21 protein-coding genes are annotated in these 24,204 nt (G+C 61.4%); 8 read left to right on the top strand and 13 right to left on the bottom strand.

Annotated elements, in window-relative coordinates; genetic code table 11:
• Positions 1-8 precede the first annotated feature (8 nt).
• The 4 genes from AO356_RS30130 to AO356_RS30115 form a co-directional block, all read right to left on the bottom strand.
• Positions 9-1,250 (bottom strand): FAD-dependent oxidoreductase, encoded by a 1,242-nt coding sequence (locus AO356_RS30130; RefSeq protein WP_060742979.1) that lies wholly within the window; start codon positions 1,248-1,250, stop codon positions 9-11.
• Positions 1,232-2,137: a bifunctional methylenetetrahydrofolate dehydrogenase/methenyltetrahydrofolate cyclohydrolase FolD gene (gene folD, locus AO356_RS30125; protein ID WP_060742978.1), complete on the bottom strand. Its 906-nt coding sequence runs from the start codon at positions 2,135-2,137 to the stop codon at positions 1,232-1,234. The genes AO356_RS30130 and folD overlap by 19 nt, the downstream gene beginning before the upstream one ends.
• Positions 2,134-3,000 (bottom strand): formyltetrahydrofolate deformylase, encoded by an 867-nt coding sequence (gene purU, locus AO356_RS30120; RefSeq protein WP_060742977.1) that lies wholly within the window; start codon positions 2,998-3,000, stop codon positions 2,134-2,136. The genes folD and purU (AO356_RS30120) overlap by 4 nt, the downstream gene beginning before the upstream one ends.
• 239 nt (positions 3,001-3,239) lie before the next feature.
• Positions 3,240-3,839, bottom strand: coding sequence for a helix-turn-helix domain-containing protein (locus tag AO356_RS30115; RefSeq protein ID WP_003200568.1), 600 nt, complete (start codon positions 3,837-3,839; stop codon positions 3,240-3,242).
• Positions 3,840-4,120: 281 nt separating this feature from the next.
• On the opposite strand from AO356_RS30115, the gene glnT reads away from it, so the two are divergent.
• The 5 genes from glnT to AO356_RS30090 all read left to right on the top strand — a co-directional run bounded on the left by glnT (position 4,121) and on the right by AO356_RS30090 (position 10,287).
• Positions 4,121-5,455, top strand: a complete 1,335-nt coding sequence (gene glnT / locus AO356_RS30110; RefSeq protein WP_060742976.1) for a type III glutamate--ammonia ligase — start codon at positions 4,121-4,123, stop codon at positions 5,453-5,455.
• Positions 5,456-5,527: 72 nt separating this feature from the next.
• Positions 5,528-6,433 carry a class II glutamine amidotransferase gene (locus AO356_RS30105; protein WP_060742975.1) on the top strand — a complete coding sequence of 302 codons (906 nt, stop codon included), beginning with the start codon at positions 5,528-5,530 and terminating at the stop codon, positions 6,431-6,433.
• An 11-nt stretch (positions 6,434-6,444) separates the two neighbouring features.
• Positions 6,445-7,128, top strand: coding sequence for a protein glxC (locus tag AO356_RS30100; protein WP_060742974.1), 684 nt, complete (start codon positions 6,445-6,447; stop codon positions 7,126-7,128).
• A gap of 20 nt (positions 7,129-7,148) precedes the next feature.
• Positions 7,149-8,492 (top strand): FMN-binding glutamate synthase family protein, encoded by a 1,344-nt coding sequence (locus AO356_RS30095; protein ID WP_060742973.1) that lies wholly within the window; start codon positions 7,149-7,151, stop codon positions 8,490-8,492.
• 469 nt (positions 8,493-8,961) lie between these two features.
• Positions 8,962-10,287, top strand: a complete 1,326-nt coding sequence (locus AO356_RS30090; RefSeq protein WP_060742972.1) for an ammonium transporter — start codon at positions 8,962-8,964, stop codon at positions 10,285-10,287.
• 53 nt (positions 10,288-10,340) lie between these two features.
• Here the strand turns inward: AO356_RS30090 and AO356_RS30085 are convergent, their stop codons facing one another.
• From AO356_RS30085 to AO356_RS30045, 9 genes are all read right to left on the bottom strand, one after another.
• Positions 10,341-11,273 carry a bifunctional 5,10-methylenetetrahydrofolate dehydrogenase/5,10-methenyltetrahydrofolate cyclohydrolase gene (locus tag AO356_RS30085; protein ID WP_060742971.1) on the bottom strand — a complete coding sequence of 311 codons (933 nt, stop codon included), beginning with the start codon at positions 11,271-11,273 and terminating at the stop codon, positions 10,341-10,343.
• An 86-nt stretch (positions 11,274-11,359) separates the two neighbouring features.
• Entirely contained in the window at positions 11,360-13,039 is a 1,680-nt protein-coding gene (locus AO356_RS30080; protein ID WP_060742970.1) for an APC family permease, read from the bottom strand.
• 75 nt (positions 13,040-13,114) lie between these two features.
• Positions 13,115-15,457, bottom strand: a complete 2,343-nt coding sequence (locus AO356_RS30075; protein ID WP_060742969.1) for a DUF1989 domain-containing protein — start codon at positions 15,455-15,457, stop codon at positions 13,115-13,117.
• A 15-nt stretch (positions 15,458-15,472) separates the two neighbouring features.
• Entirely contained in the window at positions 15,473-16,840 is a 1,368-nt protein-coding gene (locus AO356_RS30070; RefSeq protein WP_060742968.1) for an NAD(P)-binding domain-containing protein, read from the bottom strand.
• A 39-nt stretch (positions 16,841-16,879) separates the two neighbouring features.
• Complete coding sequence (gene purU, locus AO356_RS30065) at positions 16,880-17,746, bottom strand: formyltetrahydrofolate deformylase (protein ID WP_060742967.1); 867 nt, start codon at positions 17,744-17,746, stop codon at positions 16,880-16,882.
• Positions 17,747-17,776: 30 nt separating this feature from the next.
• Positions 17,777-18,907, bottom strand: coding sequence for an aminomethyltransferase family protein (locus AO356_RS30060; RefSeq protein ID WP_060742966.1), 1,131 nt, complete (start codon positions 18,905-18,907; stop codon positions 17,777-17,779).
• Between the two features lie 34 nt (positions 18,908-18,941).
• The gene (locus AO356_RS30055; RefSeq protein ID WP_060742965.1) at positions 18,942-19,958 is read right to left on the bottom strand and encodes a heme-dependent oxidative N-demethylase family protein; all 1,017 of its coding nucleotides are present in this window, start codon (positions 19,956-19,958) and stop codon (positions 18,942-18,944) included.
• A gap of 9 nt (positions 19,959-19,967) precedes the next feature.
• A complete protein-coding gene (locus tag AO356_RS30050) occupies positions 19,968-20,897 on the bottom strand; it encodes a PDR/VanB family oxidoreductase (RefSeq protein ID WP_060742964.1) in 930 nt (309 codons plus the stop codon).
• Positions 20,894-21,406 (bottom strand): dimethylamine monooxygenase subunit DmmA family protein, encoded by a 513-nt coding sequence (locus AO356_RS30045; protein ID WP_060742963.1) that lies wholly within the window; start codon positions 21,404-21,406, stop codon positions 20,894-20,896. The genes AO356_RS30050 and AO356_RS30045 overlap by 4 nt, the downstream gene beginning before the upstream one ends.
• 223 nt (positions 21,407-21,629) lie before the next feature.
• Between AO356_RS30045 and AO356_RS30040 the strand changes: the two genes are divergently transcribed.
• Genes AO356_RS30040 through AO356_RS30030 form a run of 3 tightly spaced genes read left to right on the top strand, consistent with a single transcriptional unit; the run spans position 21,630 to position 24,174 of the window.
• Entirely contained in the window at positions 21,630-22,775 is a 1,146-nt protein-coding gene (locus AO356_RS30040) for an ATP-binding protein (RefSeq protein WP_404942913.1), read from the top strand.
• Positions 22,744-23,415 carry a response regulator gene (locus tag AO356_RS30035; RefSeq protein ID WP_060742961.1) on the top strand — a complete coding sequence of 224 codons (672 nt, stop codon included), beginning with the start codon at positions 22,744-22,746 and terminating at the stop codon, positions 23,413-23,415. Before AO356_RS30040 ends, AO356_RS30035 begins: the two co-directional genes overlap by 32 nt.
• A complete protein-coding gene (locus tag AO356_RS30030) occupies positions 23,416-24,174 on the top strand; it encodes a PAS domain-containing protein (RefSeq protein ID WP_060742960.1) in 759 nt (252 codons plus the stop codon). It abuts the gene before it with no gap.
• The last annotated feature ends 30 nt before the right edge of the window (positions 24,175-24,204 follow it).

The following is a 24,204-nucleotide window of genomic DNA, read 5'->3' as shown; positions in this document are numbered from 1 at the left end:
GCTCTCCGTCAGTGGCTGGCCGCCGTGGCGCCCATTTCGTTGACTTGCTGGAAGGTCGAGAAACGTTCGAGGCCGAAGGGTTTGATCAGCTCCGGCACCTTGCCGCCGCTGGCGACCAACTCGGCCATGGTCTTGCCGCAGATCGGCGTGGCCTTGAAGCCCCAGGTACCCCAGCCGGCGTCGAGGTAGTAATTCTTCACCGGCGACAAGCCCATGATCGGACTGTAATCCGGGGTCATGTCGGTGATCCCGGCCCATTGGCGCATCAGCTTGGCGTTGGCCAGGAACGGGAACATCTCGATCGCATGGGCGAGCAGGCTTTCCTTGAGGTCCAGAGTCGAACGGGTGTTGAACAGTGGATAGGGATCGGAGCCACCGCCGAATACCACCTCACCACGGCTGGTCTGCTGCACATAGCAGTGCAGTGCGGAGGAGCTCACCAGCGGATCAAGAAACGGCTTGAACGGCTGGGTGACCATCGCTTGCAGCGGGAAGGTCTGGATCGGCGAACGGATCCCGGCCTTGGCCATCAGCAACGAACTGTGCCCGGCAATCGCCTGCACCGCGCAACCACATTTGATCGTGCCGCGATTGGTTTTCACGGCGATGATCGCCCCATTCTCGATAATCAGATCCTGGACTTCGGTGAGCTGATGGATTTCGACGCCGCGCTTGGCCGCCTGCTTGGCGTAACCCCAGGCCACGGCGTCGTGGCGTGCTGTGGCGCCGTCGATGTGCCACAGACCGGCAATCACCGGCAGGTGTCCGGGATCGAGGTTGAGGCTGGGCACCAGTTCGCGGATCTGCTGGCGGTCGATCATCTCGGTACGGCCGCCAAAGTGTTTGTTCACCTCGGCTCGCTGGCGGAACGAACGCACCGTGGCATCGGTGTGGGCCAGGGTCAGTTGGCCGCGCTCGGAATACATGATGTTGAAGTCGAACTCGTTCGAAAGCCCCTGGAACATCCGCACCGATTCGGCATAGAAACGCACGCCTTCGCTGGTCAGGTAGTTGGAGCGGATCACCGCCGTGTTGCGCGCGGTATTGCCGCCGCCCAGGTAGGACTTCTCCAACACCGCGACATTAGTGATGCCGTGGTACTTGGCCAGGTAGTAAGCGGTGGCCAGGCCATGGCCGCCGGCACCGATGATCACTACGTCATAGCTCGATTTGAGTTCCTTCGGTGGCGGCAAATCCACTTCCACCGGATACTCCGAACTCAGCCCGTATTTCAATAGATTGAATGGCATAGGGCCTCCGATTGGCTGCGTTGAGCCTGGTGTTGCGCAAGGGCTGCGGTGACAGTGTTTTTCATCAGGAAGGCAATGGTCATCGGGCCGACACCACCGGGCACCGGGGTGATCGCCGCGACGTGTGCCAGGGCGCTGTCGAAGTCGACGTCGCCCACCAGGCGACTGCGGCCATCGTCTTCGATGCGGTTGATGCCGACGTCGATCACCACTGCGCCAGGTTTGAGCCAACTGGCGTCGATCAACCGTGGGCGACCCACGGCGGCGATGACGATGTCTGCCTGGCGGCACAGGGCCTGCGGATCCGGGCTGCGCGAATGCAGGACGGTCACCGAGCAGTCGGCCTGCAGCAACAACGCGGCCATGGGTTTGCCGACGATGTTCGAGCGGCCGATCACCACCGCGTGCTTGCCGCGTAGATCGCCACAGGTTTGTTCCAGCAAATACAAACAACCACTGGGGGTGCAGGGCGCGAGTACCGTGCGACCCTGGCTGAGGCCGCCGACGTTCTGACTGTGGAACCCGTCTACATCCTTGTCCGGAGCGATAGCCTCCAGTGCGCGTAATTCGTCGATATGCGGAGGCAGCGGCAGTTGCAGCAGAATGCCGTGGATCGAGCGATCGGTATTCAGTCGGGCGATCAGAATGAGCAACTGTTCAGTGCTGGTGTCCGTGGACAGCCGATGTTCCAACGAGCGGATACCCACTTCTTCGGCGCGCAGGATCTTGTTTCGCACATAGACCTGGCTGGCCGGGTCGCTGCCCACGAGAATCACCGCCAAGGCCGGTTGAATGTCTTGCTCGCGCAGGCGCTCCACGTCCTCGCGAACCTGCACCAGGACGCGGGCGGCAGTGGCTTTTCCGTCGATCAGTTTGTGCGTGTTCACCGGAAGATCACCGTTCTGTCCTGGTTGAGGAAAACCCGGTGCTCCAGGTGATACTTGACCGCCTTGGACAGGGCCACGGTTTCGGTGTCGCGGCCGGTGGCGACCAGGTCGTCGGGCAAGTAGACGTGATCAACACGTTGCACTTCCTGCTCGATGATCGGTCCCTCATCGAGGTCGCTGGTGACGTAATGAGCGGTGGCGCCGATCAGTTTCACGCCACGCTGGTAGGCTTGGTGATAAGGCTTGGCGCCTTTGAAACCGGGTAAGAACGAATGGTGAATGTTGATCGCCCGCCCGGAGAGTTGCTTGCACAGGTCATCAGAGAGGATTTGCATGTAGCGCGCCAATACCACCAGTTCGGTGCCGGTGTCGTCGACGATCTTCATCAGCTCGGTTTCCTGTCGAGCCTTGGTTTCCTTGGTCACCGGCAAGTAGATGAAACGAATGCCTTCGCGTTCAGCCATGGGCCGCAGGTCGAGGTGGTTGGAGACGATGGCGGTGATGGTCATGTCCATCTCGCCCTTGTGGTAGCGATAGAGCAGGTCGGTCAAGCAGTGGTCGAATTTGCTGACCATCAGCAGCACACGCATCGGCTCGCGGGTGTCGTGCAATTCCCAGGTCATGTCGAATGCTTGGGCGACGTCGGCGAAGCCGTCCTTGATCTGTTGAATGTCGCCCTGATGGCTGTCGTTGAAGCGGAACACCGCACGCATGAAAAAACGGCCGCTGAAATCGTCATCGAATTGCGCCATCTCCCCGATGTAGCAACCGTTGTCCGCCAGGTAGGTGGTGACGGCAGCGACGATGCCGGACACCGCGGGACAGGTGATCTTGATGATGAAATGGTTTTTTTCGTGTTGCATGACACGTCCTCGGGATGATGGCGGCAGCTCATCGCATAGCGAAAAAAATCATCGACGGACAGCAGGCTCATCCATGAGCGTATTTTCTTGTTGGGAATAAATTATTCCTGGTTGTGGCTTTATAGGGGAATGGTCGCGCCGCGTCCAGAGCTTTCAAGAAAGTTTTTTAACTGGCAGGAAAATTCGTGAGGCCGACGCTGGGTCGGCCTCAAGACAGGGCAACGCAAGGGAAGGGGGCGTTATTCTTTGTCGTTGCCGTAATTCATGATCGACAACAGGCGGATCGGCACCTGCACCAGTTGCTCGGGGCCGTGGGGGATTTCGCCTTCGAACGTCAGGCTGTCGCCAGCTTCCATTCGGTAAAGCTGATTGCCGTGGCGATAGATCAGCTCACCTTCCAGCAAGTGGAGGAATTCGGTGCCGGGGTGGGAGAAGGTCGGAAACTCTTCACTCGCATCATCCATGCTGACCATGTAGGCCTCAAAACTTTTCTTCGGCCCACGAGTGTGATTGAGCAGATGATAGGTATGACCCTTCTCGGTGCCTCGTCGAACCACTTCCATTCCCTGATCAGCCTTGACCAGCAACGCACTACCGTCTTGCTGGTCGTATTCGCTGAACAGCTTCGACAGTGGCAGGCCGAGCACGTCGCACAGACGGCTCAAGGTGTCGAGGCTGGTGGACACCTGGGCATTTTCGATCTTGCTCAGCATGCCCTGGCTGATATCGGCAATCTTGGCCACGTCAGATAATTTCAGATCCTGAGCCTGGCGCTGGCGCTTGATCTGCAATCCCAGGTATTGCTCAAGCTTGAGGCGCGGGGCGGTTTCGGTCGACATAGTCATCAGGTCCTGCACACTTTCCGTTCAGTAATATTAGTTTCGCACTGAGAAAGTGCAAATGGCACTGCTTGGCGCCTGGCCTGTGGGCAGTATTCTCACAGGGAAAAGAATATTCCCATATATACAGCACAAAAGCGCCTGTCACGGCGTTTCTGCGTTCACTCGCGAATCTGGCAAGGGCTTTGCATTCCTATTGGGAAAATAACTTTCTTTTTAGGAATAAAAAGACGGTCAAGGCCCATTCAAGATGTTTTGCCTTTCGCGAGGAGTGACGAGCAATGTTGCCAGCAGAAACCCAGCGCATCATCGACAAGCACGGGATCAAATACGTACTTGCGCAATTTGTGGATATTCACGGTGCGGCCAAGACCAAGTCGGTGCCGATCTGTGGGCTCAAGACCGTGGCTGAAGAGGGAGCAGGTTTTGCCGGGTTTGCGATCAGCGGCATGGGCATGGAACCCCACGGCCCTGACTTCATGGCTCGCGGCGACTTGTCCACCCTGACCCCGGTGCCCTGGCAGCCGGGTTACGGGCGGGTGGTGTGCGTTGGCCACGTCGACGGTAAGCCGCATCCGTATGACAGCCGTTATGTGCTGGGGCAACAAGTACAACGCCTGGCGGAAAAGGGTTGGACCCTCAACACCGGTCTGGAACCGGAGTTCAACCTGATGCGCCGCGATGAGAGTGGCAAGCTGCAACTGGTCGACCCCAGCGACAACCTGGACAAGCCTTGCTACGACTATAAAGGCTTGTCGCGTTCCCGGGTGTTTCTCGAGCGCCTGACCGAGGCCTTGCAGGCGGTGGATTTCGAGGTCTATCAAATCGACCACGAGGACGCCAACGGCCAGTTCGAGATCAACTACACCTACAGCGACGCCATGACCTCGGCGGATCGTTTCACCTTCTTCCGCATGGCTGCCGGTGAGATCGCCAATGACCTGGGGATGATCTGTTCCTTCATGCCCAAGCCCGACCCGAAACGCGCCGGCAACGGCATGCACTTTCACCTCTCGATAAGCAGCGCCGACAACAAGAACCTGTTCCATGACGCCAGCGATCCGAGCGGCATGGGCCTGTCGAAGCTGGCCTATCACTTCGCCGCTGGGCTGCTGGCCCATGGTCCGGCGCTGTGCGCCTTTGCCGCGCCGACGGTCAACTCCTACAAGCGTCTGGTGGTGGGCAATTCCTTGTCCGGCGCGACCTGGGCGCCGGCCTTTATCGCTTTCGGCGCCAATAACCGTTCGGCCATGGTGCGGGTACCTTACGGCCGCCTCGAATTCCGTCTGCCGGACGCAGGGTGCAATCCCTATCTGGTCAGCGCCGCGATCATCGCCGCCGGCCTGGACGGCATCGACCGTCAGCTGGAAATCGACCACGTCTGCAATGAAAACCTCTACAGCCTGAGCCTGGAGCAGATCGCCGCGCGGGGCATCAAGACCCTGCCGCAATCGCTCAAGGAAGCCTGCGACGCGCTCGAAGCCGACCCGCTGTTCGCCGAGATGCTCGGTCCGCAGATCGTAGACGAGTTCATCAAGCTCAAGCGTATGGAGTGGGTGGAATACAGCCGCCACGTCTCCGACTGGGAGATCCAGCGCTACACCGAATTTTTCTGACTGTGTGCTTTGACAACCATTCGGGCACCCGGCACGGCGTCGGGCGTTCACTGCCTCCGAAGGAGACTTGATATGTGTGGAATCGTAGGTCTTTACCTGAAAAATCCGCAGCTGGAATCCCAGCTCGGCAAGCTCTTCGAACCGATGTTGCAGGCTATGACCGATCGTGGCCCGGACAGTGCCGGCTTCGCCATTTACGGCGATGAAGTGGCGGACGGCTGGGTCAAGCTGACCTTGCAGGCGACCACCGAAGGCTTCGACTGGAAAGCCTTGATGGGCGAATTGGAAGGGCGCCTCGGCTGTTCGCTGGACTGGTTCCAGAACGCCAGCGCCGCTGTACTCAAGATCCATGCCGCAGAGGCGCCGGTGCGCCTTGTCCTCACCGAACTGGCCCCGAGCGTGCGCATCATGAGTGCCGGCCAGAGCATCGAAATCCTCAAGGGCATGGGCTTGCCCGAGGAAATTTCCCAGCGTTTCGGCCTGGCCGGCATGCAAGGCAGCCACATCATCGGTCACACGCGGATGGCCACCGAAAGCGCGGTGACCATGGAGGGCAGCCACCCGTTTTCCACCGGCGCCGACCTGTGCCTGGTGCACAACGGCTCGCTGTCCAACCACTTCCGCCTGCGTCAGGAACTCAAGCGCGAAGGCATTCACTTCGAGACCGACAACGACACCGAAGTGGCCGCTGGCTACCTGACCTGGCGCCTGCAGCAGGGCGACTCATTGAAAGAAGCGCTGGACCATTCGCTGGTGGATCTGGACGGTTTTTTCACCTTCGCCATCGGCACCCGCAACGGTTTTGCCGTGATCCGCGACCCGATTGCTTGCAAGCCGGCGATCCTCGCCGAGACCGACGACTACGTGGCCATGGCCTCCGAGTATCAGGCACTGTCGAGCCTGCCGGGCATTGAACACGCCAGGGTCTGGGAGCCGGCACCGGCCACTATGTACATCTGGGAACGCGAGTCAGCTTAAGGAGCGCACATATGAAAACTATCGATCTTTCCACTGCCACCGTGCGTGACCTCAATCAGGCGCTGCATGACCAGGTCAATAACGTGACCGATCACGAGTGGCTGGTGACTCATTCCAACGGCAAGCACAACCTCGCGGTCGGGGTGAACGAAGCCGTCTCCATCGATATCCAGGGCCACGCCGGTTACTACTGCGCCGGCATGAATCAAAAGGCCTCGATCACCGTCCACGGCAACGTTGGTGTCGGTTGCGCCGAGAACATGATGTCCGGCTACGTCCGGGTCAAAGGCAGCGCCTCCCAGGCGGCCGGTGCCACGGCACATGGTGGTTTGCTGGTGATTGAAGGCGACGCAGGGGCACGCTGCGGTATTTCCATGAAAGGCATCGACATCGTCGTTGGCGGCAGCATCGGCCACATGAGCTGTTTCATGGGCCAGGCTGGTCGCCTGGTGGTCTGCGGTGATGCCGGCGATGCGCTGGGCGATTCGTTGTACGAAACCCACATTTACGTCAAAGGAACCGTCGAGTCCCTCGGCTCGGACTGCATCGAGAAAGAGATGCGTGCCGAGCACCTGGAAGAGCTGCAAGGACTGCTCAATCGCGCCGGTTTCGAGCATAAGGCGGCTGACTTCAAGCGTTACGGTTCGGCCCGTCAGTTGTACAACTTCAAAGTCGATAACGCGTCCGCGTACTGATCCGCGCGAGGAGAACAGATATGAGCGACCCGATTAACCAAAAAGCAGCCACTCCAGTGTTGCGTGAGTCCGCGACCTTCGACCGCCTGACCATTCAGGAAATCCAACGTGCCGCCGAGACTGGCATCTACGATATTCGCGGCGGCGGTACCAAGCGCAAACTGCCGCACTTCGATGATTTGTTGCTGCTCGGTGCCAGCGTTTCGCGTTACCCGCTGGAAGGCTATCGGGAGAAATGCGGCACCGATGTGATCCTCGGCAACCGCTTTGCCAAGAAGCCGATCCACCTGAAGATTCCGGTGACCATCGCCGGCATGAGCTTCGGTGCGTTGTCGGCCAATGCCAAGGAAGCCCTCGGCCGTGGCGCGACCATCGCGGGCACGAGCACCACCACCGGTGACGGCGGCATGACCCCGGAGGAGCGCGGCCAGTCGCAGCATTTGGTCTATCAGTACTTGCCGTCGCGCTACGGCATGAACCCGGACGACCTGCGCAAGGCTGACGCCATTGAAATCGTCCTGGGGCAGGGCGCCAAACCCGGTGGCGGCGGTATGTTGCTGGGCATGAAGGTCACCGAGCGTGTGGCCGGCATGCGCACCTTGCCGATCGGTGTCGACCAGCGTAGCGCCTGCCGTCACCCGGACTGGACCGGCCCGGATGACCTGGCGATCAAGATTGCCGAACTGCGGGAAATTACTGACTGGGAAAAACCGATCTACGTGAAAATCGGCGCCAGCCGACCGTATTACGACGTCAAGTTGGCCGTGAAGGCCGGGGCGGATGTGATTGTGCTCGATGGCATGCAAGGCGGGACGGCGGCGACACAGGAAGTCTTTATCGAACACGTGGGGATTCCGATTCTGTCGGCCATTCCTCAGGCGGTACAGGCTTTGCAGGAGATGGGCATGCACCGCAAGGTTCAGTTGATCGTTTCCGGAGGGATTCGCAACGGTGCCGACGTCGCCAAGGCGATGGCGCTGGGGGCGGATGCAGTAGCAATCGGCACCGCGGCGCTGATCGCCTTGGGCGATAACCATCCACGCCTGGACGAGGAACTGAAGAAAATCGGCTCGGCCGCCGGTTTCTACGATGACTGGCAGAACGGCCGCGACCCGGCCGGTATCACCACCCAGGATCCGGAACTGTCCAAGCGACTGGATCCGGTGGAGGGGGGCCGCCGCTTGGCCAACTACCTGCGCGTCCTGGTGCTGGAAGCGCAGACGATGGCCCGGGCTTGCGGCAAATCGCACCTGCACAACCTCGATCCCGAGGATTTGGTAGCCCTGACGGTGGAGTCGGCCGCCATGGCCCGGGTGCCGCTGGCGGGGACCAACTGGGTTCCGGGTTCCGGTACCGGTTACTGACAAAAAACGGTGGGGGCGAGCTTGCTCGCGATGACGGTGGCACAGTCAAAACCGACGCAAGCTGACCCACCGCTATCGCGAGCAAGCTCGCTCCCACAAGGGATTTGTGGCGTGCGCAATGTAAGTGAACGCCCCGAAAAATTGTGGGAGCGAGCTTGCTCGCGATGAAGGTGGCACAGTCAAAACCGATGCAAGTTGACTCACCGCTATCGCGAGCAAGCTCGCTCCCACAAGGGATTTGTGGCGTGCGCAATGTAAGTGAACGCCCCGAAAAATTGTGGGGGCGAGCTTGCTCACGATGAAGGTGGCACAGCCAAAACCGATGCAAGTTGACCCACCGCTATCGCGAGCAGGCTCGCTCCCACAAGTCCTGTTCATGGCATTTATATTCGAGAGGCCGAAAAGGCCCGTATCTCATTCTTTATTGCTCGCTGCCCGACACCCACCTTTCTTCGCAGGAGCTTTGAACATGGTCAATCGTCTTCTCGGCAAATCCCTTCTTGGCTTATTGGCGGCCAGCGCGCTCGCGCCGCTCGCCCAGGCAGCCGACGTCCCCACCTTGAACACCGGCAGCACCGCCTGGATGGTTACTGCCGCGGTGCTGGTGCTGTTTATGTGTCTACCGGGTCTCGCCTTGTTTTACGGCGGTCTGGTGCGGGCGAAAAACATGCTCTCGCTGTTTACCCAGTGCTTCGGCATCGCCGGCCTGGTCGGCGTGCTGTGGGTGATCTATGGCTACAGCATGGTGGTCGACAGCACCGGCATGATTGAGGGGCAGGTGACGTTCAACAGTTTCGTCGGTGGTTTGAACCGGGCGTTTCTGGCGGGCATGACCCCGGAAAGCCTGGTCGGCGACATCCCGGAAGGCGTGTTCGTGACCTTCCAGATGACCTTCGCGATCATCACCCCGGCGCTGATTGCCGGTGCATTCGCCGAGCGCATGAAGTTCTCGGCAGCGCTGTGGTTCATGGCGTTGTGGTTCACCCTGGTGTATGCCCCAGTGGCGCATATGGTTTGGGGTGGTGCGGGCGCTTTGATGCATAACTGGGGCGTTCTCGATTTTGCCGGTGGCACTGCGGTGCATATCAATGCCGGCGTCGCTGCATTGGCGGCGTGCCTGATTCTCGGCAAGCGCAAGGGCTATCAGAACACGCCGATGCCAGCCCACAACCTGAGCCTGACCATGGCCGGCGCGGCGATGCTCTGGGTGGGCTGGTTCGGCTTCAATATCGGTTCCGGTGGCGGTCTCAATGGCACTTCGGGCATTGTCATGCTCAATACGCAACTGGGTGCCTGCGCCGGGGTTCTCGGCTGGATGTTCACCGAGTGGTTCAAGGTCGGCAAGCCGAGTGCTTTGGGCCTGGCCAGCGGTGCCTTGGCCGGTTTGGTCGGCATTACTCCGGCGTGTGCGTATGTGGGCGTCGGCGGCGCGTTGGCCATCGGTCTGCTGTGCGGGGTGTTCTGCTACTTGAGCGTCACGGTGCTGAAGCGCCGCTTCGGCTATGACGACAGCCTCGACGTGTTCGGCTTGCACGGCATTGGCGGAATGATTGGCGCGGTGTTGACCGGCGTGTTCTGCGTGCCGTCCCTGGGCGGGTTGGTGGAAGGCGTGAGCATGGGCGCTCAGGTCGTGGCGCAGATCAAGGGCGTGTTGCTGACGACGGTGTACTGCTTCGCCATCAGTTGGATCATTCTCAAGGTCATCAACGCGGTGATCGGCTTGCGCGCCGATGAGTCGGTGGAGGAGATGGGGCTGGACCTGGCCGAGCACAATGAGCGTGCCTACAACCACTGATCGTTACTGTTCAACGACACGGCCCACCTTCGAGTGGGCCGTTTTCGTGGTGCTCAAATCTCAGCCAGATGGCTGGCGGATTTCTGCTCACGGGCCTGGGCCGCACGCTGCAATTGACTGGCGATCAGGGTGTTCTTCAGCAGATAAGCAATGGTCATGGGCCCCACACCTCCCGGAACCGGCGTGATCGCACGGGCGACGGTGCGCGCACTGGCGTAGTCGACATCGCCCACCAGATGGCTGCCGGATTCGTCAGTAACACGATTGATTCCGACATCGATCACCACCGCTCCAGGCTTGAGCCAACTGGCATCGATCAGCCCAGGACGGCCCACTGCCGCGACGACGATATCGGCCAGTCGACACAACGCCGGGGCATCGACGCTGCGTGAGTGCACCACACTGACCGAACAGTGAGCCTGCAGCAGCAAGGTCGCCATGGGTTTGCCGACGATGTTCGAGCGACCGATGACCACCGCGTGCAAGCCGCTCAAGTCACCGCAGGTTTCGTGTAGCAGGCGCATGCAGCCGCTGGGCGTGCAGGGTGTCAGGACGTCGATGCCTTGCACCAGGCCGCCGACGTTTTCGCGATGAAAACCGTCCACGTCCTTGATCGGATCAATGGCATGGATCACCGCGCCTTCGTCGACATGGACCGGCAATGGCAACTGCACCAGGATGCCGTTCACCGTGGCATCGGCATTGAGCTGCGCAATCAGTTCCAGTATTTGCACCTGGCTGGCGGTTTCCGGCAGACGGTATTCAAGGGAGCGGATTCCGACGTCCTTGGCCCGCAGTAATTTATTGCGCACATAGACCTCGCTGGCCGGGTCTTCACCGACGAGCAGCACGGCCAGGGCGGGGTAAATCTGCTGTGCGGCCAGGAGCAGAACCTCTTCTCGAACTTCGTCAAGAACCTGGGCAGAGATGGCTTTGCCGTCGATAACGCGGGCAAATGCAGGGATGGTGCTGGTCAAAAGAGTCACCGTCGTTTGATTGATAGGGGCGCGAAGTGATCATCGAGGCGTCGTTGCGCCCCGATGATCCATCAGAGACCTGCTGGCAAGGGCGCTCAGGCTACCAGTTGATGGCAGCCGTACACCACCAGTACACCCGCGATCAGCGTGGCATAAGGCAACCAGCCGGCGCGTTTTTGACCGGCATCGGTCTGAATGTACAGGTCGCTGAGCATCGTCTCGGGGAAGCGTCCCTTGTCCTGCACATAGTGGCGGTAGCAGAACACCGGCAGGATCAACAGCGCCAGCAGCAGGCCGGTCATCAGGGTTCCCGCGCCCCAGATATCGGCGCCCAGTCCCATGCATGCCAGGTTGACGAAGCTCAGTACGCCGCCCGCGACCAACAGCACGGTAGGGGCCTTGTACGGGCGGATCCAGTCGGGACGGTCCAGGCGATGGATCCAGCCGGCATTGAGGTTGAGGAAGTTGAAGATGATGTAGCTGACGTTGGACGCGGCGAGCACGAAGACATAGTCGGACATCAACAACAGCAGCAGGTTGAACGACAGATCGGTCCACATCGCGGCGGTGGGCGCGCCATGTTCATTGGTACGGCCCAGGTACTTCGGCAGCCAGCCATCCACCGACGCCTGATACAGGGTGCGCGAGGACCCGGACATCGAGGTCATGATCGCCAGCAGCGTGGCCAGGACCAGCATGATCAGTACGATGTTGGCCACCAGCTTGCCGCCGCCGATGCTGTCCGCCATGACCTGGCCGACGCCCATGCCGCTGTAGATCGCCGGCGACAACAGTCCGCTGTAGACCGCCGGTGTAACCACCGCGCCGCTGGCATCGAGCACCGCCGGGGTCACCAGTTGCCCGAGTCCCAGACTGCCTTGAAACGCCAGGGGCACCAGGGTGAACACCAGAATGCACAGCAGGCCGGCGTAAAAAATGGCCTTGAAGGTGTCACGCTTGGGGTCCTTGAATTCCCGGGTATAGCACACTGCGGTTTCGAAACCGTAAGTGGACCATGCGGCCATGAACAGACCGCCGGCCATCAACGACCAACCGGACATGTCCCAAGGCCCGTCGATCACTTGCCCGGCCGCGTCATGGGCCAGCGGGTACAGGGGCAGGAAGTTGGCTTGGGCCGAATCCCCGGTGAACAACGGCACCACACCCACCAGCAACAGAGGAATCAGCGAGGTCACGCCAAGCACCAGGGTCAGGCGTGCCGAGCGCAAGATACCGCCATGCTGCACGGCGAACACCGTCAGTAAAATCAACAGGCCGATGGCGAACGTCGCGTTGATCCGCAGCGACAGGCCACTCTTGATCCAGCCCAGGTCAAGCAGGGTCAGTTGCCAGGTGTTGATCAGCGCATCAGCGGGAAACAGCGCGGTGAGGATGTAACCGGCTGCCAGCCCTGAACCGATCGACAGCACCGGCGACCAGGCCAGCCAGTTGCACCACACCGAGACCGGTGCGATCAGCTTGCTGTAGCGCACCCAGGCGACCGCGCCATAGACCGAGGCGCCACCGGATTTGTGTGGGAACAGCCCGGCGATTTCGGCATAGGTGAAGGCTTGGATGAACCCGAACAGGATCGATACGATCCAGACGATCCAGGCCGGTTTGCCTACGGTGGCGGCAATCGCTCCGATAGAGAACAGCACCAGCGCGGGCACGCCACTGGCGACCCAGAACGCCCCGCGCCAATCGATCTTGCGGTGCAAGCTGCCCACTGAGCTGGCGGCCTGCGGTACGGCCTCGAACGTAGTCGCTTCCATCTTCGTATTCCCATGTCTGAGTAGAGTGGTAGTGGGGCAGTCAAAGTCGGGTGACGCACAGGCTCGTGTGATCGATCAACTGCGTACCCGGCTCTTGTCCGGGTCGTAGAAAATCGCTGCGGTGACCGTGGCGCTGATGCGCTTCTGAAGGCCATCGACTTTGCCGATCTCAAGCGTCGTGCCGACGTCGGCGCAGGCCACGTCGACCCGGCACAGCGCGATATTGCTGGCCAGCAGCGGCGAGCGGCAGGCACTGGTGATGACCCCGACCTGGGCTCGGCCGCGGTACACCGGGTCGCCGTGGTGGGCGCCTTCATTGCCGCTCAGTTGCAGGCCCACCAGTTTGTGAGCGGGATGGGCGCTGCGCCGCAACAGCGCATCCCGGCCGATGAAATCGTCGGTTTTGCTTTTCAGCGGCACGGAAAAGCCGATACCGGCCTCGAACGGATCGGTCTGGTCGTTGAACTCGTAGCCGGCGAAAATCAGCCCGGCTTCGATGCGCAGCATGTCCAACGCTTCCAGGCCCAGCGGCACCAGGCCCAAGGGTTGGCCCAGTTGCCAGATCCGGTCCCAGACCTGCTCGGCATCCTCGGGCTGGCACCAGACTTCGTAGCCCAACTCGCCGGTGTAGCCGGTGCGCGAGATCATCAGCGGGCAGCCGTCGTAACCGTCCAGGCGGCCCACCAGGAAACGGAACCAGCCCAGGGTCTCCAGGCTCGGTTGGGTCGGTGGGGTCCAGACCATCTGTTTGAGCAGCTCACGACTCATCGGGCCCTGGACGGCCAGGTTGTGAATCTGCTCGCTGGCGGATTTGACCCAGACCTTCATGCCGAGCTTTTGCGCCTGCTCGCGTAGCCAGACCCCGGCGTAATCCTCGCCGCAGATCCAGCGGAAATTGTCCGGGCCCAGGCGCAGCAGGGTGCCGTCGTCGAGCATGCCGCCGTGTTCGTGGCACATCGCCGAGTACACCACTTGACCGACCGCCAGGCGCCGCACATCCCGGGTCAGGCAGTACTGCAGCAGGGCTTCGGCGTCGGGGCCGATGATTTCGAATTTACGCAGGGCGGTCAGGTCCATCACCGCGACACGTTCGCGGCAACCGAGGTATTCCTCGATGGCGCCATAGCCGTCGTAGCGCAGCGGCAGCCACCAATTGCGGTAGTCGATGAAGCTGCCGGTCAAGGCGCTGGTACGTGAGTGGAACGCTGACTCACGGGTAAGGATCGGGTCGGCATCGGCCGTGGTTCGAGTGCTCATGGCGATGGAAAAACGCTCCTTTTCGCTGTAGATGCGGACATGGATATCGGTCGGGTTCCAGCCGTTGGCCGGGTCGATGTCATCCGGGCACGAGGTGCTGCCACACAGCAGATCGGTCATGGCCCGCAGCAGTACGTAATCGCCGGGACGCGACCAGGGCTCGTCCAACGTCATCTGCTGGTGGGCGTCGATCCCGGTATTGAAGAAGAAATTGATCGCCGGCCAGCCATTGCGGGCCTTGATCCCATGGGGCGCGAGCACTCGGTTGAGGTTGTCGCTGCAGTTGTCGTGCCCGAAGTAGCCATGGCTCTCGTAATAGCGCGCGGCGCAGGCCAGGGCGAAGGAATCGTGGCGGCCAACGGTGTCACGCACCACCTCCAGCATCGGTTGCATCTGCCGGTCGAAAAACTTCGAGAACAGCCCCGGTGCCGGGTAGGCGCTGCCGTTCAGGGTGCGGGTCACGGTCTGGTCCAGGTCCAGTTCCTGGCCGCGATCCAGTGCCCTCCGGTCCAGAGCGACGAAGTCCGAGCACTGGCGGCCGGCGACGTCCAGCACCTGCACGTACTGCCCTTTGCCGACGGTGTAACTGTGGGCGGTGCCGGCGCCAATGGTGAACTCGTCAATTAATTCGCCCAACGGTTCTGGCAACGCAGGGAGTAGCAGGGGCGAGGGATTGGCCCGTGTCACCCATGACCTGAGTTCGCTAGGCCGGTATTGCCGGTCAACGGCGGTCGGGCCGGCGGGCGCCGCGATGATCACCAGTAGCTCATCGCTGGCGACGAAGTGGCGGCTGAAGTCGGCGGGGCTGTCCTCGTCCCAGAGTGACGCGGCGCTGGGCAGATGTTGCGGGTCAATCCCGCGTTGGCTCAACGCCTGGCAGATGCGCCGAGCCTGCAAGGTCGGTTCGTTGAGCCGTGCGCCGATAAATCTGCAGGCCGTCGAGCCGCTCAGTGCCCAGGCTGCCAAGGCGCTGCGACCGAGCCTGTCCACGGCCAGCAATTCGCAAGGTTGCCGGCCTTCGAGATCGATCACTTGCAGGCTGTCGCCGGGCTGTAGCGCAACAAGGGTCAGGCCGCCAGCGGCCACCCGATAGCGCTCCAGGGCCGGGGCCCGGGCAAAGAGTCCGGGCTCCCGCGGGCTGGAAACACGAGGTGCGTTCATGGTGAGGCTCCCGGGTCAACCGATCGACTTGACGGACATCGGCGGTTCCGCGAGGTACGCCGCCATGGAGTCGTCAAGGGCATGCAGCCAAGGCGTGTGATGGGGGGGCGACTGGGTGCCAGTCATCAGCGATCGGTAGGACTTGTCGCGGTAACCCATGATGTCGTGGGCCTTGTCGTGCTTCCAGTGCAGGAAGGTGTCGTTGACCGCGGCGATATCGAAGTTCGGGTAATCGGTGGCGTCCACCAGTTGCTGGATATAGGCGCCCTGGTATTCGAACATCTGCTGGTTGGTTTCAAGCTGCTGTTCACGGGCATGCCATTGCTGACTATCGGCGGCCCTTTGTGCCTGGTCGGGTAGGGCGATGCGTTGCAGGATCACGTCGCGGGCGTACCAGGCCTGGGCGTCGAACATGTTGAACGAGTACCACTGGTCCTGCATGCCGAGGTAGATCAGCTGCGGGTTGGGCTCCCAGAAAATGCCCTTGTACAGGTTCATCGGCCATAGCCGGTTGTCGGTCTTGAGGCGCAGTTCGTCCGGCAGGAAGGGGAAGTGATGTTTGTAGCCGGTGCACAGGATCACCGCATCGATGTGCTTGTGGGTGCCGTCGATAAAGTACGCGCGGTTTTTTTCCAGGCGCTGTAACAGCGGTTTTTCTTCCCAGTTGGCCGGCCAGTCATAGCCCATGGGGGCGGTGCGGTAGCAACTGGTGATGCTGCGGGCGCCATATTTGTAGCACTGGGAGCCGATGTCTTCGGCAGAATAGCTGCTGCCGACGATCAGCAGATCCTTGCCCTTGAACTCCAGCGCATCGCGGAAATCGTGGGCGTGCAGGATGCGCCCGCCGAACTGCTCGAATCCGGGGAAGTACGGCATCATCGGCGTCGAAAAGTGTCCGCAGGCGTTGATCACATAGTCGAACTCTTCCGAGGTCTGGGTATCGCTGCCGTGGTCGTGGGCGACCACCGTGAAGCGGCGAGTCTCTTCGTCAAAGGTGACCTGGCGCACCACGTTGTTAAAACGGATGTAGTCGCGAACCCCGGCTTTTTCTACGCGGCCCTTGATGTAGTCCCAGAGCACCTCCCGAGGCGGGTAGGAGCCGATGGGACGGCCAAAATGTTCTTCGAAGGTGTAGTCGGCGAACTCCAGGCATTCCTTCGGGCCGTTCGACCACAGATAGCGGTACATGCTGCCGTGCACCGGTTCGCCGTTTTCATCCAGACCGGTGCGCCAGGTGTAATTCCACATGCCGCCCCAGTCTTGCTGTTTTTCATAGCAGACCAGTTCCGGGATGGGCGTTCCCTGGTCCCTGGCCGATTGAAATGCCCGCAGTTGAGCCATGCCGCAAGGGCCGGCGCCGATGATTGCTACACGTGTGGTCATGGTCGTTTCTCGTGGCTGTGATTCGGAAAAAAGGCTCGCTCAGCGAAAAATCACCGTCTTGTCCTGGTTGATGAATACCCGGTGTTCCAGGTGGTATTTCAGGGCTTTGGAAAGGGCGACGGTTTCGGTGTCGCGGCCGATGGCAACCAGCGAATCAGGCAGGTGGGTGTGGTCGACGCGCTGGATTTCCTGCTCGATGATGGGGCCCTCGTCGAGGTCGCTGGTGACGTAGTGGGCGGTGGCGCCGATCAACTTCACGCCACGGTCGTAGGCCTGGTGATAGGGCTTGGCGCCCTTGAAACCGGGCAGGAACGAGTGATGGATGTTGATGGCCCGGCCGGACAGCTGCTGACACAGGCCGTCGGACAGAATCTGCATGTAGCGGGCGAGCACCACCAGATCGGTCTGAGTGTCCTCGACGATGCGCATCAACTCGGCTTCCTGGCTGGCCTTGCTGTCCTTGGTGATCGGCAGGTAGATGAAGCGAATGCCTTCGCGTTCGGCCATGGCTCGCAGGTCCAGGTGGTTGGAGACCACTGCGGTGATGTGCATGTCCATCTCGCCTTTGCGGTGGCGGTACAGCAGGTCAGTCAGGCAGTGGTCGAACTTGCTGACCATCAGCAGCACCCGGGTCGGTTGACTGCTGCAGAACAGCTGCCACTGCATGTCGAAGCCGCCGGCCAGGTTGCCCAGACCTTTGCGTAGAGCGTCGACATCGCCGGTTACGCCGGTGTTGAAACGAAACACCGCGCGCATGAAAAACTGCCCGGTGAACTCGTCGTCGAATTGCGCCAGCTCGCTGATGTAGCATTGCTGTCCGGCCAGGCAGGTGGTGATCGCGGCAACGATGCCGGACGCTGCCGGGCAGTTGATCTTGAGAATGTAATGTTCGCTGGAAGTGTCCATCGAAGGTCCCTTGGATAAAGTGTTGGAGGCTCAGCCCTTGGCCGTGCGCTTGGTTTTTTCCGGGTCGTCGAAGGGCAGGGCGTGGGTCACGGCGGCGCTTTCCTGGCTGCCGCGCACCTGCAGGGCAACGCCTGGACTCGAGCAGGCGACGCTCATCCGGGCGATGGCCATGGAGCGCTTGCTCAGGCGCGAATACATGCCGCAGGTGATCACCCCGACTTGCTGGTTGCCTTGCCACAAGGTGTCCCCGGCCTCCGCAGCGCGGACGCCTTCGAGCAACACGCCGGTGATCTTGAAGCGCTCCTGGCCGCGCAACCGGAAGTGCTCTTCGGCGCCACGGAATTCGCGCTTGTCCGGGGACACGGTGAAATCCAGGCCCATTTCCCACAGGGTGTCGCCAGCCTTCTGATCGGCGAAGGGGTACATCTGCGAGTTGTCGTAGGGGAAAAACATCAGCGAGCTTTCCACCCGCAACCAGTCCAGGGCGGTAAAGGCGCAAGGGATGATGCCCAGGCCGGCGCCTTGTTCGAGGATCGTGTCCCACAGCGCCGGGGCATCGGCGGCCTTGCAGAAGATCTCGTAGCCGCGCTCGCCGGTGTAACCGGTGCGAGAAATCATCACCGGGCGATCGAACAGGCGGGTTTGCAGGTGATGGAAATAGGGCAGCTGACGGATTCCGGGGACGTGCTCGGCGAGAAAATCCACCGCCAGCGGCCCTTGCAGTGACAGATCGTGCAAGTCGTCATCGAACAGCACCGCCACCTGGCGACCCTGAGATGAACGCACCAGCATTTCGTGGCCACTGCCGGCACCGTGGACCACCATGAAAGCGTTGGGGCCGGTGCGATAGACGATGCAGTCATCGACGAATTTTCCGTCCTCGTCGAGCATCGAGGCATACACCGACTTGCCGGGGTAGAGCTTGGCGATGTCGCGGGTGGTGGCCCACTGCAGCAGGCTCTCGGCGTGGGGGCCGACGTAGTGGACTTTTTTCAGCCCGGACACGTCCATCAGCCCGGCCCGGGTGCGGATTGCCTGATGGTGATCGGCCAGATCGCTGTCGTAGGTCCAGGCAGTGCCCATGCCGTTCCAGTCTTCCAGGTTCGAGCCGAGTGCGCGGTGCCGTTCGGCCAGCGCGGAAATACGCCATGAATGCGTCATGTGAAGATCCTTGTCGGGAAAAGTAGGTGAGGGGTCAGGCTTGCGGGTCGAAGCGGCTCAGCCACTCCACCAGGGTCTGTCGATAACGACTCATGCCCTTGTAGTCGGCGATCGGCTCGGGCAGGTCGCGCAGCACACGGTGCAGGCGGCAGCCCCAGCCGGGCTGGGTGACCAGTTCCTGCATGCTGATCAGGTAGGTGCGGATGCTGAACATCACCGCGTTGCTGCGCGGCAGACGGGCCATCACTTGCAACTCGACCCGCAGGTGAACCTGTTGCCCGACGTTTTCGGCGCTGATGCGGCCGCGGTCGGCGCCCCATTCATGGAAAGTCTCGGGGGAGGAGTCCAGGCGCGGATTGATCGTCAGTGTCCAGTTCAGGCGCCGCACCGGCTGCCCCGTTTGCAGGTTGAGCAGGTACTTCAGCGCGCGGTCGAAGATGCCCATCTGGTGGGCCATGGGCACCGGTGAATGCCATTGCTTGAAACTCATGCCGGCGTCGAAGGCCAGGGACCAGTCGGCCGGGCTGGTGACCAGGCCGGCGTCCATGTACAGATCGCCGTCGCGTTGATCGAGGAGGGCGAAGTCCCCCTGTACCTGTCGGCCAATGAACTCCAACGGTTCGCAGGGCAGGCTGGTGGCATCCCCGAACACAAAGTGCTGATCGATGTTCAGCAGCGTGTTGCGCCAATGCCAGCGATCACCGTCACGCACCAGCGAGAACCACTGCGGATAATCCGCGGCGAGATGTTCCATGAGCATCTGCAACGCATCCCAGGCTGCCACTTGCATGTGCGGCATCACCAGGTAACGGCGCGGATCCTTGTCCAGTACCAGGGCGCGTTCAGCCATTTCCGAACGGTAGTGTTCGTCGATGTCGAACCCGTGTTGGTAAACCGAGCCTGGGTCCCGCGAAATCGCCGGCTCGATGTTCACCGAGTACAGGTAGCTGTCCTCGGTGAAGGGGAAGGGAAAACGGCGGATGGCCGTGGGGCTGTTGCGAAAACTGAAGTCGTCTCGGTAACTCTGCAGGGGGCTTGATTGAATGGTCATGGTCGACTCCTAAAGATCCAGCGAAACGCAAGGGCCGCAGCCGCGGGAGACACAAGGCATGAGAAAGTCAGCCTGCTCGGCGGGGCTCAGGAAACTGTCGCGGTGTTCGATGTCGCCGGCCACATGGCGGGTGATGCATTGGCCACAGACGCCGCCACGGCACAGATTGGGGATCTGCAGTCCGGCGGACTCCAGGGCTTCGAGCAGGCTTTGTTCGGCGCCGACGCGTAAGCGCTGGCCGCTGCGCAGCAGTTCCAGGTCGAAGGGTTGGCCCGGTTGTGCGGCATTGAAGGCTTCCCAATGCACCCGGCCCGGCGGCCAGCCAAGGGCCCTGGCCTGTTGCCGAACCGCATCGAGCAACGGTTGCGGACCACAGGTGTAAACGTGGCTGCCCAGTGGTCGATCGCGCAGGATCCGGCTCAGGTCCGGGCGGCTGGCGTAGGTGTGCAGACGTGATCCCAGCCGTTGTTGCAACGCCTCGACATAGGCATCGCTCAGGCCAGGACGACAGAGGTAGTGCAATTCAAAGTGAGCCTGGCGTTGTTCAAGGGCCGCGATGTAGGTCATGAACGGCGTGATGCCGATGCCTCCGGCGATCAGGATGTGCAGGCTGGCGGTCGAGTGCAGGGCGAACAGATTGGCCGGCGGCGAAATCTGCAGCCTGTCCCCGACCTGGACCTGCCGATGCAGGTAGTGCGAGCCGCCGCGGGAGGCCTCCTGCAGGCGTACAGCGATGCGGTAATGCTGGCTGTCCGCCGGTTCGCTGGTGAGTGAATAGGCATTGCGCAGCTTGCCTTCGGCCAGTGGCAGGTGGACCTGCACATGACTGCCGGGAGAGAAAGCCGGCAGCGGCCCGGCGCACGCCTGCAGGGTGAATTCGCGCACCACTGGGGTAAGCATTCTCGCTGCGCTGACCCGCACTTCGATGGCGGCGCTCATGACCGGACTCCGCCATAAGGCTGGTCGGGGTTGGTGCAGACGCCGAGGTACGCCCCGAGGCGGCGGGAGAAATGTTCGCGGACTTCCAGCCCTACGTCGCAACCGAGGCAAGTCAGCAGCGCCTCTGGCCCGGCGACCTGCGTCAGGCCGCAGTGCACGCAATACACCCGGCGCGCACCGGCAATCGTGCGGGTGATGTCGATCTCGTCATCTTCCATTCCGGCGCTGCGGGCCTCGCCGTGGATGCGCCAGATAAAGGCCTCGTCGCCCATGATGTAGAGATGGCTGCCGACGGTCGCGCCAACCAGCACCTGATGCAGGCGCCGGGAAAAGTCGGCGCTCTCGCCATCCAGCACCAAGGGTTGTTCCAGTTCCCCGGCAAAGGGCGAGCAGGCGGCCGCCGATTGCATGACCACGATGTGCCGGGTGGCGCTTTCACGAGGCAGCGGCTGGCGATAGCGCGGGAGGCTGTGAAGTCGGTCCGGGGCGGCGCTGTGTCTATCCGTCATGAGGATTTTCCTGGCTGATCCGCGTCTGTCGAAGCGCGAGAAAGGTGGCGTTGGATTGGGCGTTTGTTTCCTGTTGGGGAAGATACTTTCCTATGGGGAAAATCTTCTCAATCCGGAAAAAGGGCTATGTCTTTGGAGATAAGCCCTGCGCAACGCTTGTTCGGGGCATGGAAGTTGCTGGTCTTTACTCATGGCTGAGCAACCGGACGGGGAGTTATCGAGAGTGCGAACACGACCGCAGTGGTGGCCGCTCTGGTTGGGGCGTATCCGCCCCGAGCAGGCGCGCAGCGTGCGCAAACTGCTGGCCGGGTTGCCCTTGTGTCAGGTGCACGCTGACGGTGCCTTGTCGGGTTTTCTGGATCGTTTCGAAGCGCTGCTGCCAACCTGCAGACTGAATCTGATCCTCGACGGCGAAGACCTGGGGCCGGCACGGCGCGGATTGCTCGAGGGCTGTCAGGACGTTGCGCGTTGCCCCTGGCGTGACTCGACACTGCCGGATGCGGCTCAGGCCTGTGGGCCTTGCCGGCAACGGGGCGTGCATCGACTGCTGTGTGCCTTGCCGCATAGCGACGATTCGAGCAAAGGGGTGTTGTTGCTCGATACCCCACATCCGGTCCACGCGAGCTGGCGCCAGTTGGTGGAGGAGGCGGCGCAGGCGGTCTGCGTCACGGTGCGCTTGCGCGGCTACACCCGTGAACAACAGCGCAAACAGGCTACATCCCGGCACGGCGCCCTGGCCCGCGAGCTGCATGATTCGGTGGCTCAGCAGTTGGGCTACCTATCGTTCCAGGCGCGTTCGCTGCAGTCGCAGTTGGGCGAGCCCGCGCAGGCCAGCGCCGTATTGCAGGAACTGTGCGGCGGCTTGAGTCAGCTGCAGCGTCAGGTGCGCGAGCTGATCACCAGCGCTCGTCTGACCATGGACGGGCGTTCGCTGCGCCAGGCGCTTGCCGATTCTATCGCCGAGTTCTCGCGACGCTGCATCATCGTTTTTGAACTGGACAATCGCCTGGCTGATGACGCTTTGAGCCCGGAAACCGAATTACAGATTCTGCAGATCATTCGCGAGGCGCTGGCCAATGCGGTACGCCATTCCCATGCGCGGCATGTGCGCATCGAGTTGCGGCAGAACCAAGACGGTGATGCTTCTGTTTCGGTGGAGGATGACGGCATCGGACTGAGCCCGGCCTCAGGGGAGGAAAATCATTTCGGCCTGGCGATTATCCGCGAGCGCGCCGCGAGCATCGGCGCCCGACTGACCATTGAGGCGATCCGCCCGCACGGGGTCCGCGTACACCTTGGACTTCGCCGTCACCAAGACCTGCCACAGGGGAGTTTCGATGGACTGCACGACCTTATTACTGATCGATGATCACCCGTTGTTCCGCAAGGGACTGGCACAGCTGTTCGGTGCCAGTGACGACTTCGAAGTGGTGGGGCAGGCCGCCAGTGGCCGCGAAGGCATCAACCTGGCCGTGAGCCTGGCGCCACAGCAGGTTTTGCTTGATCTGCACATGCCCGGTTTGAGCGGTTTGCAGGTGCTCGACGAACTGCGTCAGTTGCGCCTCGATTGCCAGGTGGTGGTGCTCACCGCATCGATGGATCGCGCCGAACTGTTGACCGCCCTGCGCCTGGGGGCCAGTGGTTATGTGCTCAAGGAAACCGAGCCTGATGCGTTGTTGGACTACATGCGCAATTGCCACAAGGGTGCGATCGTTCTGGATTCAACCCTGATTGCGCTGCTGGCCGATCAGGGCGAGTCGATGCCCCGGCCTGCGTACGATTCGGCCCCGCTCGACACCGGCAACCTGACCGAGCGCGAGGGGCAGACCCTGGCCCTGATCGCCGCTGGCATGAGCAATAAACAGATCGGCCGGGAACTGGGGATCAGCGATGGCACGGTCAAAATCTATGTGAGAAATCTGTTGCAGAAGCTCAACCTGCACTCGCGCCTGGAGCTGGCGGCGTGGGTGCACAACGGCACATCGATGAGACACGAGGAGCGTCATTAGATGATGGAACAGGCCGAGGCATTTGGGCAGACACTGCCCTTGCACCTGATGGATCGCTTTCCGGCGGCGTTGCTCCAGTTGAGCGATAACGGACAGATCGTCCATTTCAATCTGGCCTGGGTCGAGCTGATGGATCTGCCGGGTACGGAACGCAACCTCATCGACTATGTGCATCACGAAGACCGTTCGTTGTGGCGCCAGGCGCTGCATGAATTGCGTCGGCGTCCTGAAACCTCGTTCAACCAGCGGTTGCGGTTTGTTCACCCTTCCGGGGAACTGCGCTGGTTCGACATCAGCCTGAAGCGCGGGTCTCAGGGTTTTTATCTGGTGGCCGGCGACATCACTGCGCACAAGCGGCGCGAGATTGCCTTGCAGGCCAGCCAGCGTAGCAGCATGAGCTTGCTCGACAGCATGCCGGGGCTGATCTATCGCGGCCGCAACAACCGCGACTGGACCATGGAATTCGTCAGTGCCGGTTGCCTGCAACTGACCGGATATCCACCGGAGCGGCTGTTGGACAACCATGAATTCACCTACAACAGCCTGATTCTGGCCCAGGATGCCGATTACGTCTGGCGCGAGGTGCAATATGCCTTGTCACGGCAGGAGCCGTTCGAACTCAATTACCGGATTCGCTGCGCTGATCAATCGATCAAGCATGTCTGGGAAAAGGGCGTCGGGATCTATGCCGATACCCGCGAAGTGCTGGGTATCGAGGGGGCGATTTTCGAGCGCAGCATGGATCGGCGAGGACGCTGAATACACCATTGCGCGAGGGAATAACGCCGG

It is taken from the genome of Pseudomonas fluorescens (assembly GCF_001307275.1).
GTDB lineage: Bacteria > Pseudomonadota > Gammaproteobacteria > Pseudomonadales > Pseudomonadaceae > Aquipseudomonas > Aquipseudomonas fluorescens_AA.
Note: the sequence above shows the minus strand (reverse complement) of the source record. Positions and strands in the feature narration are given on the sequence as shown.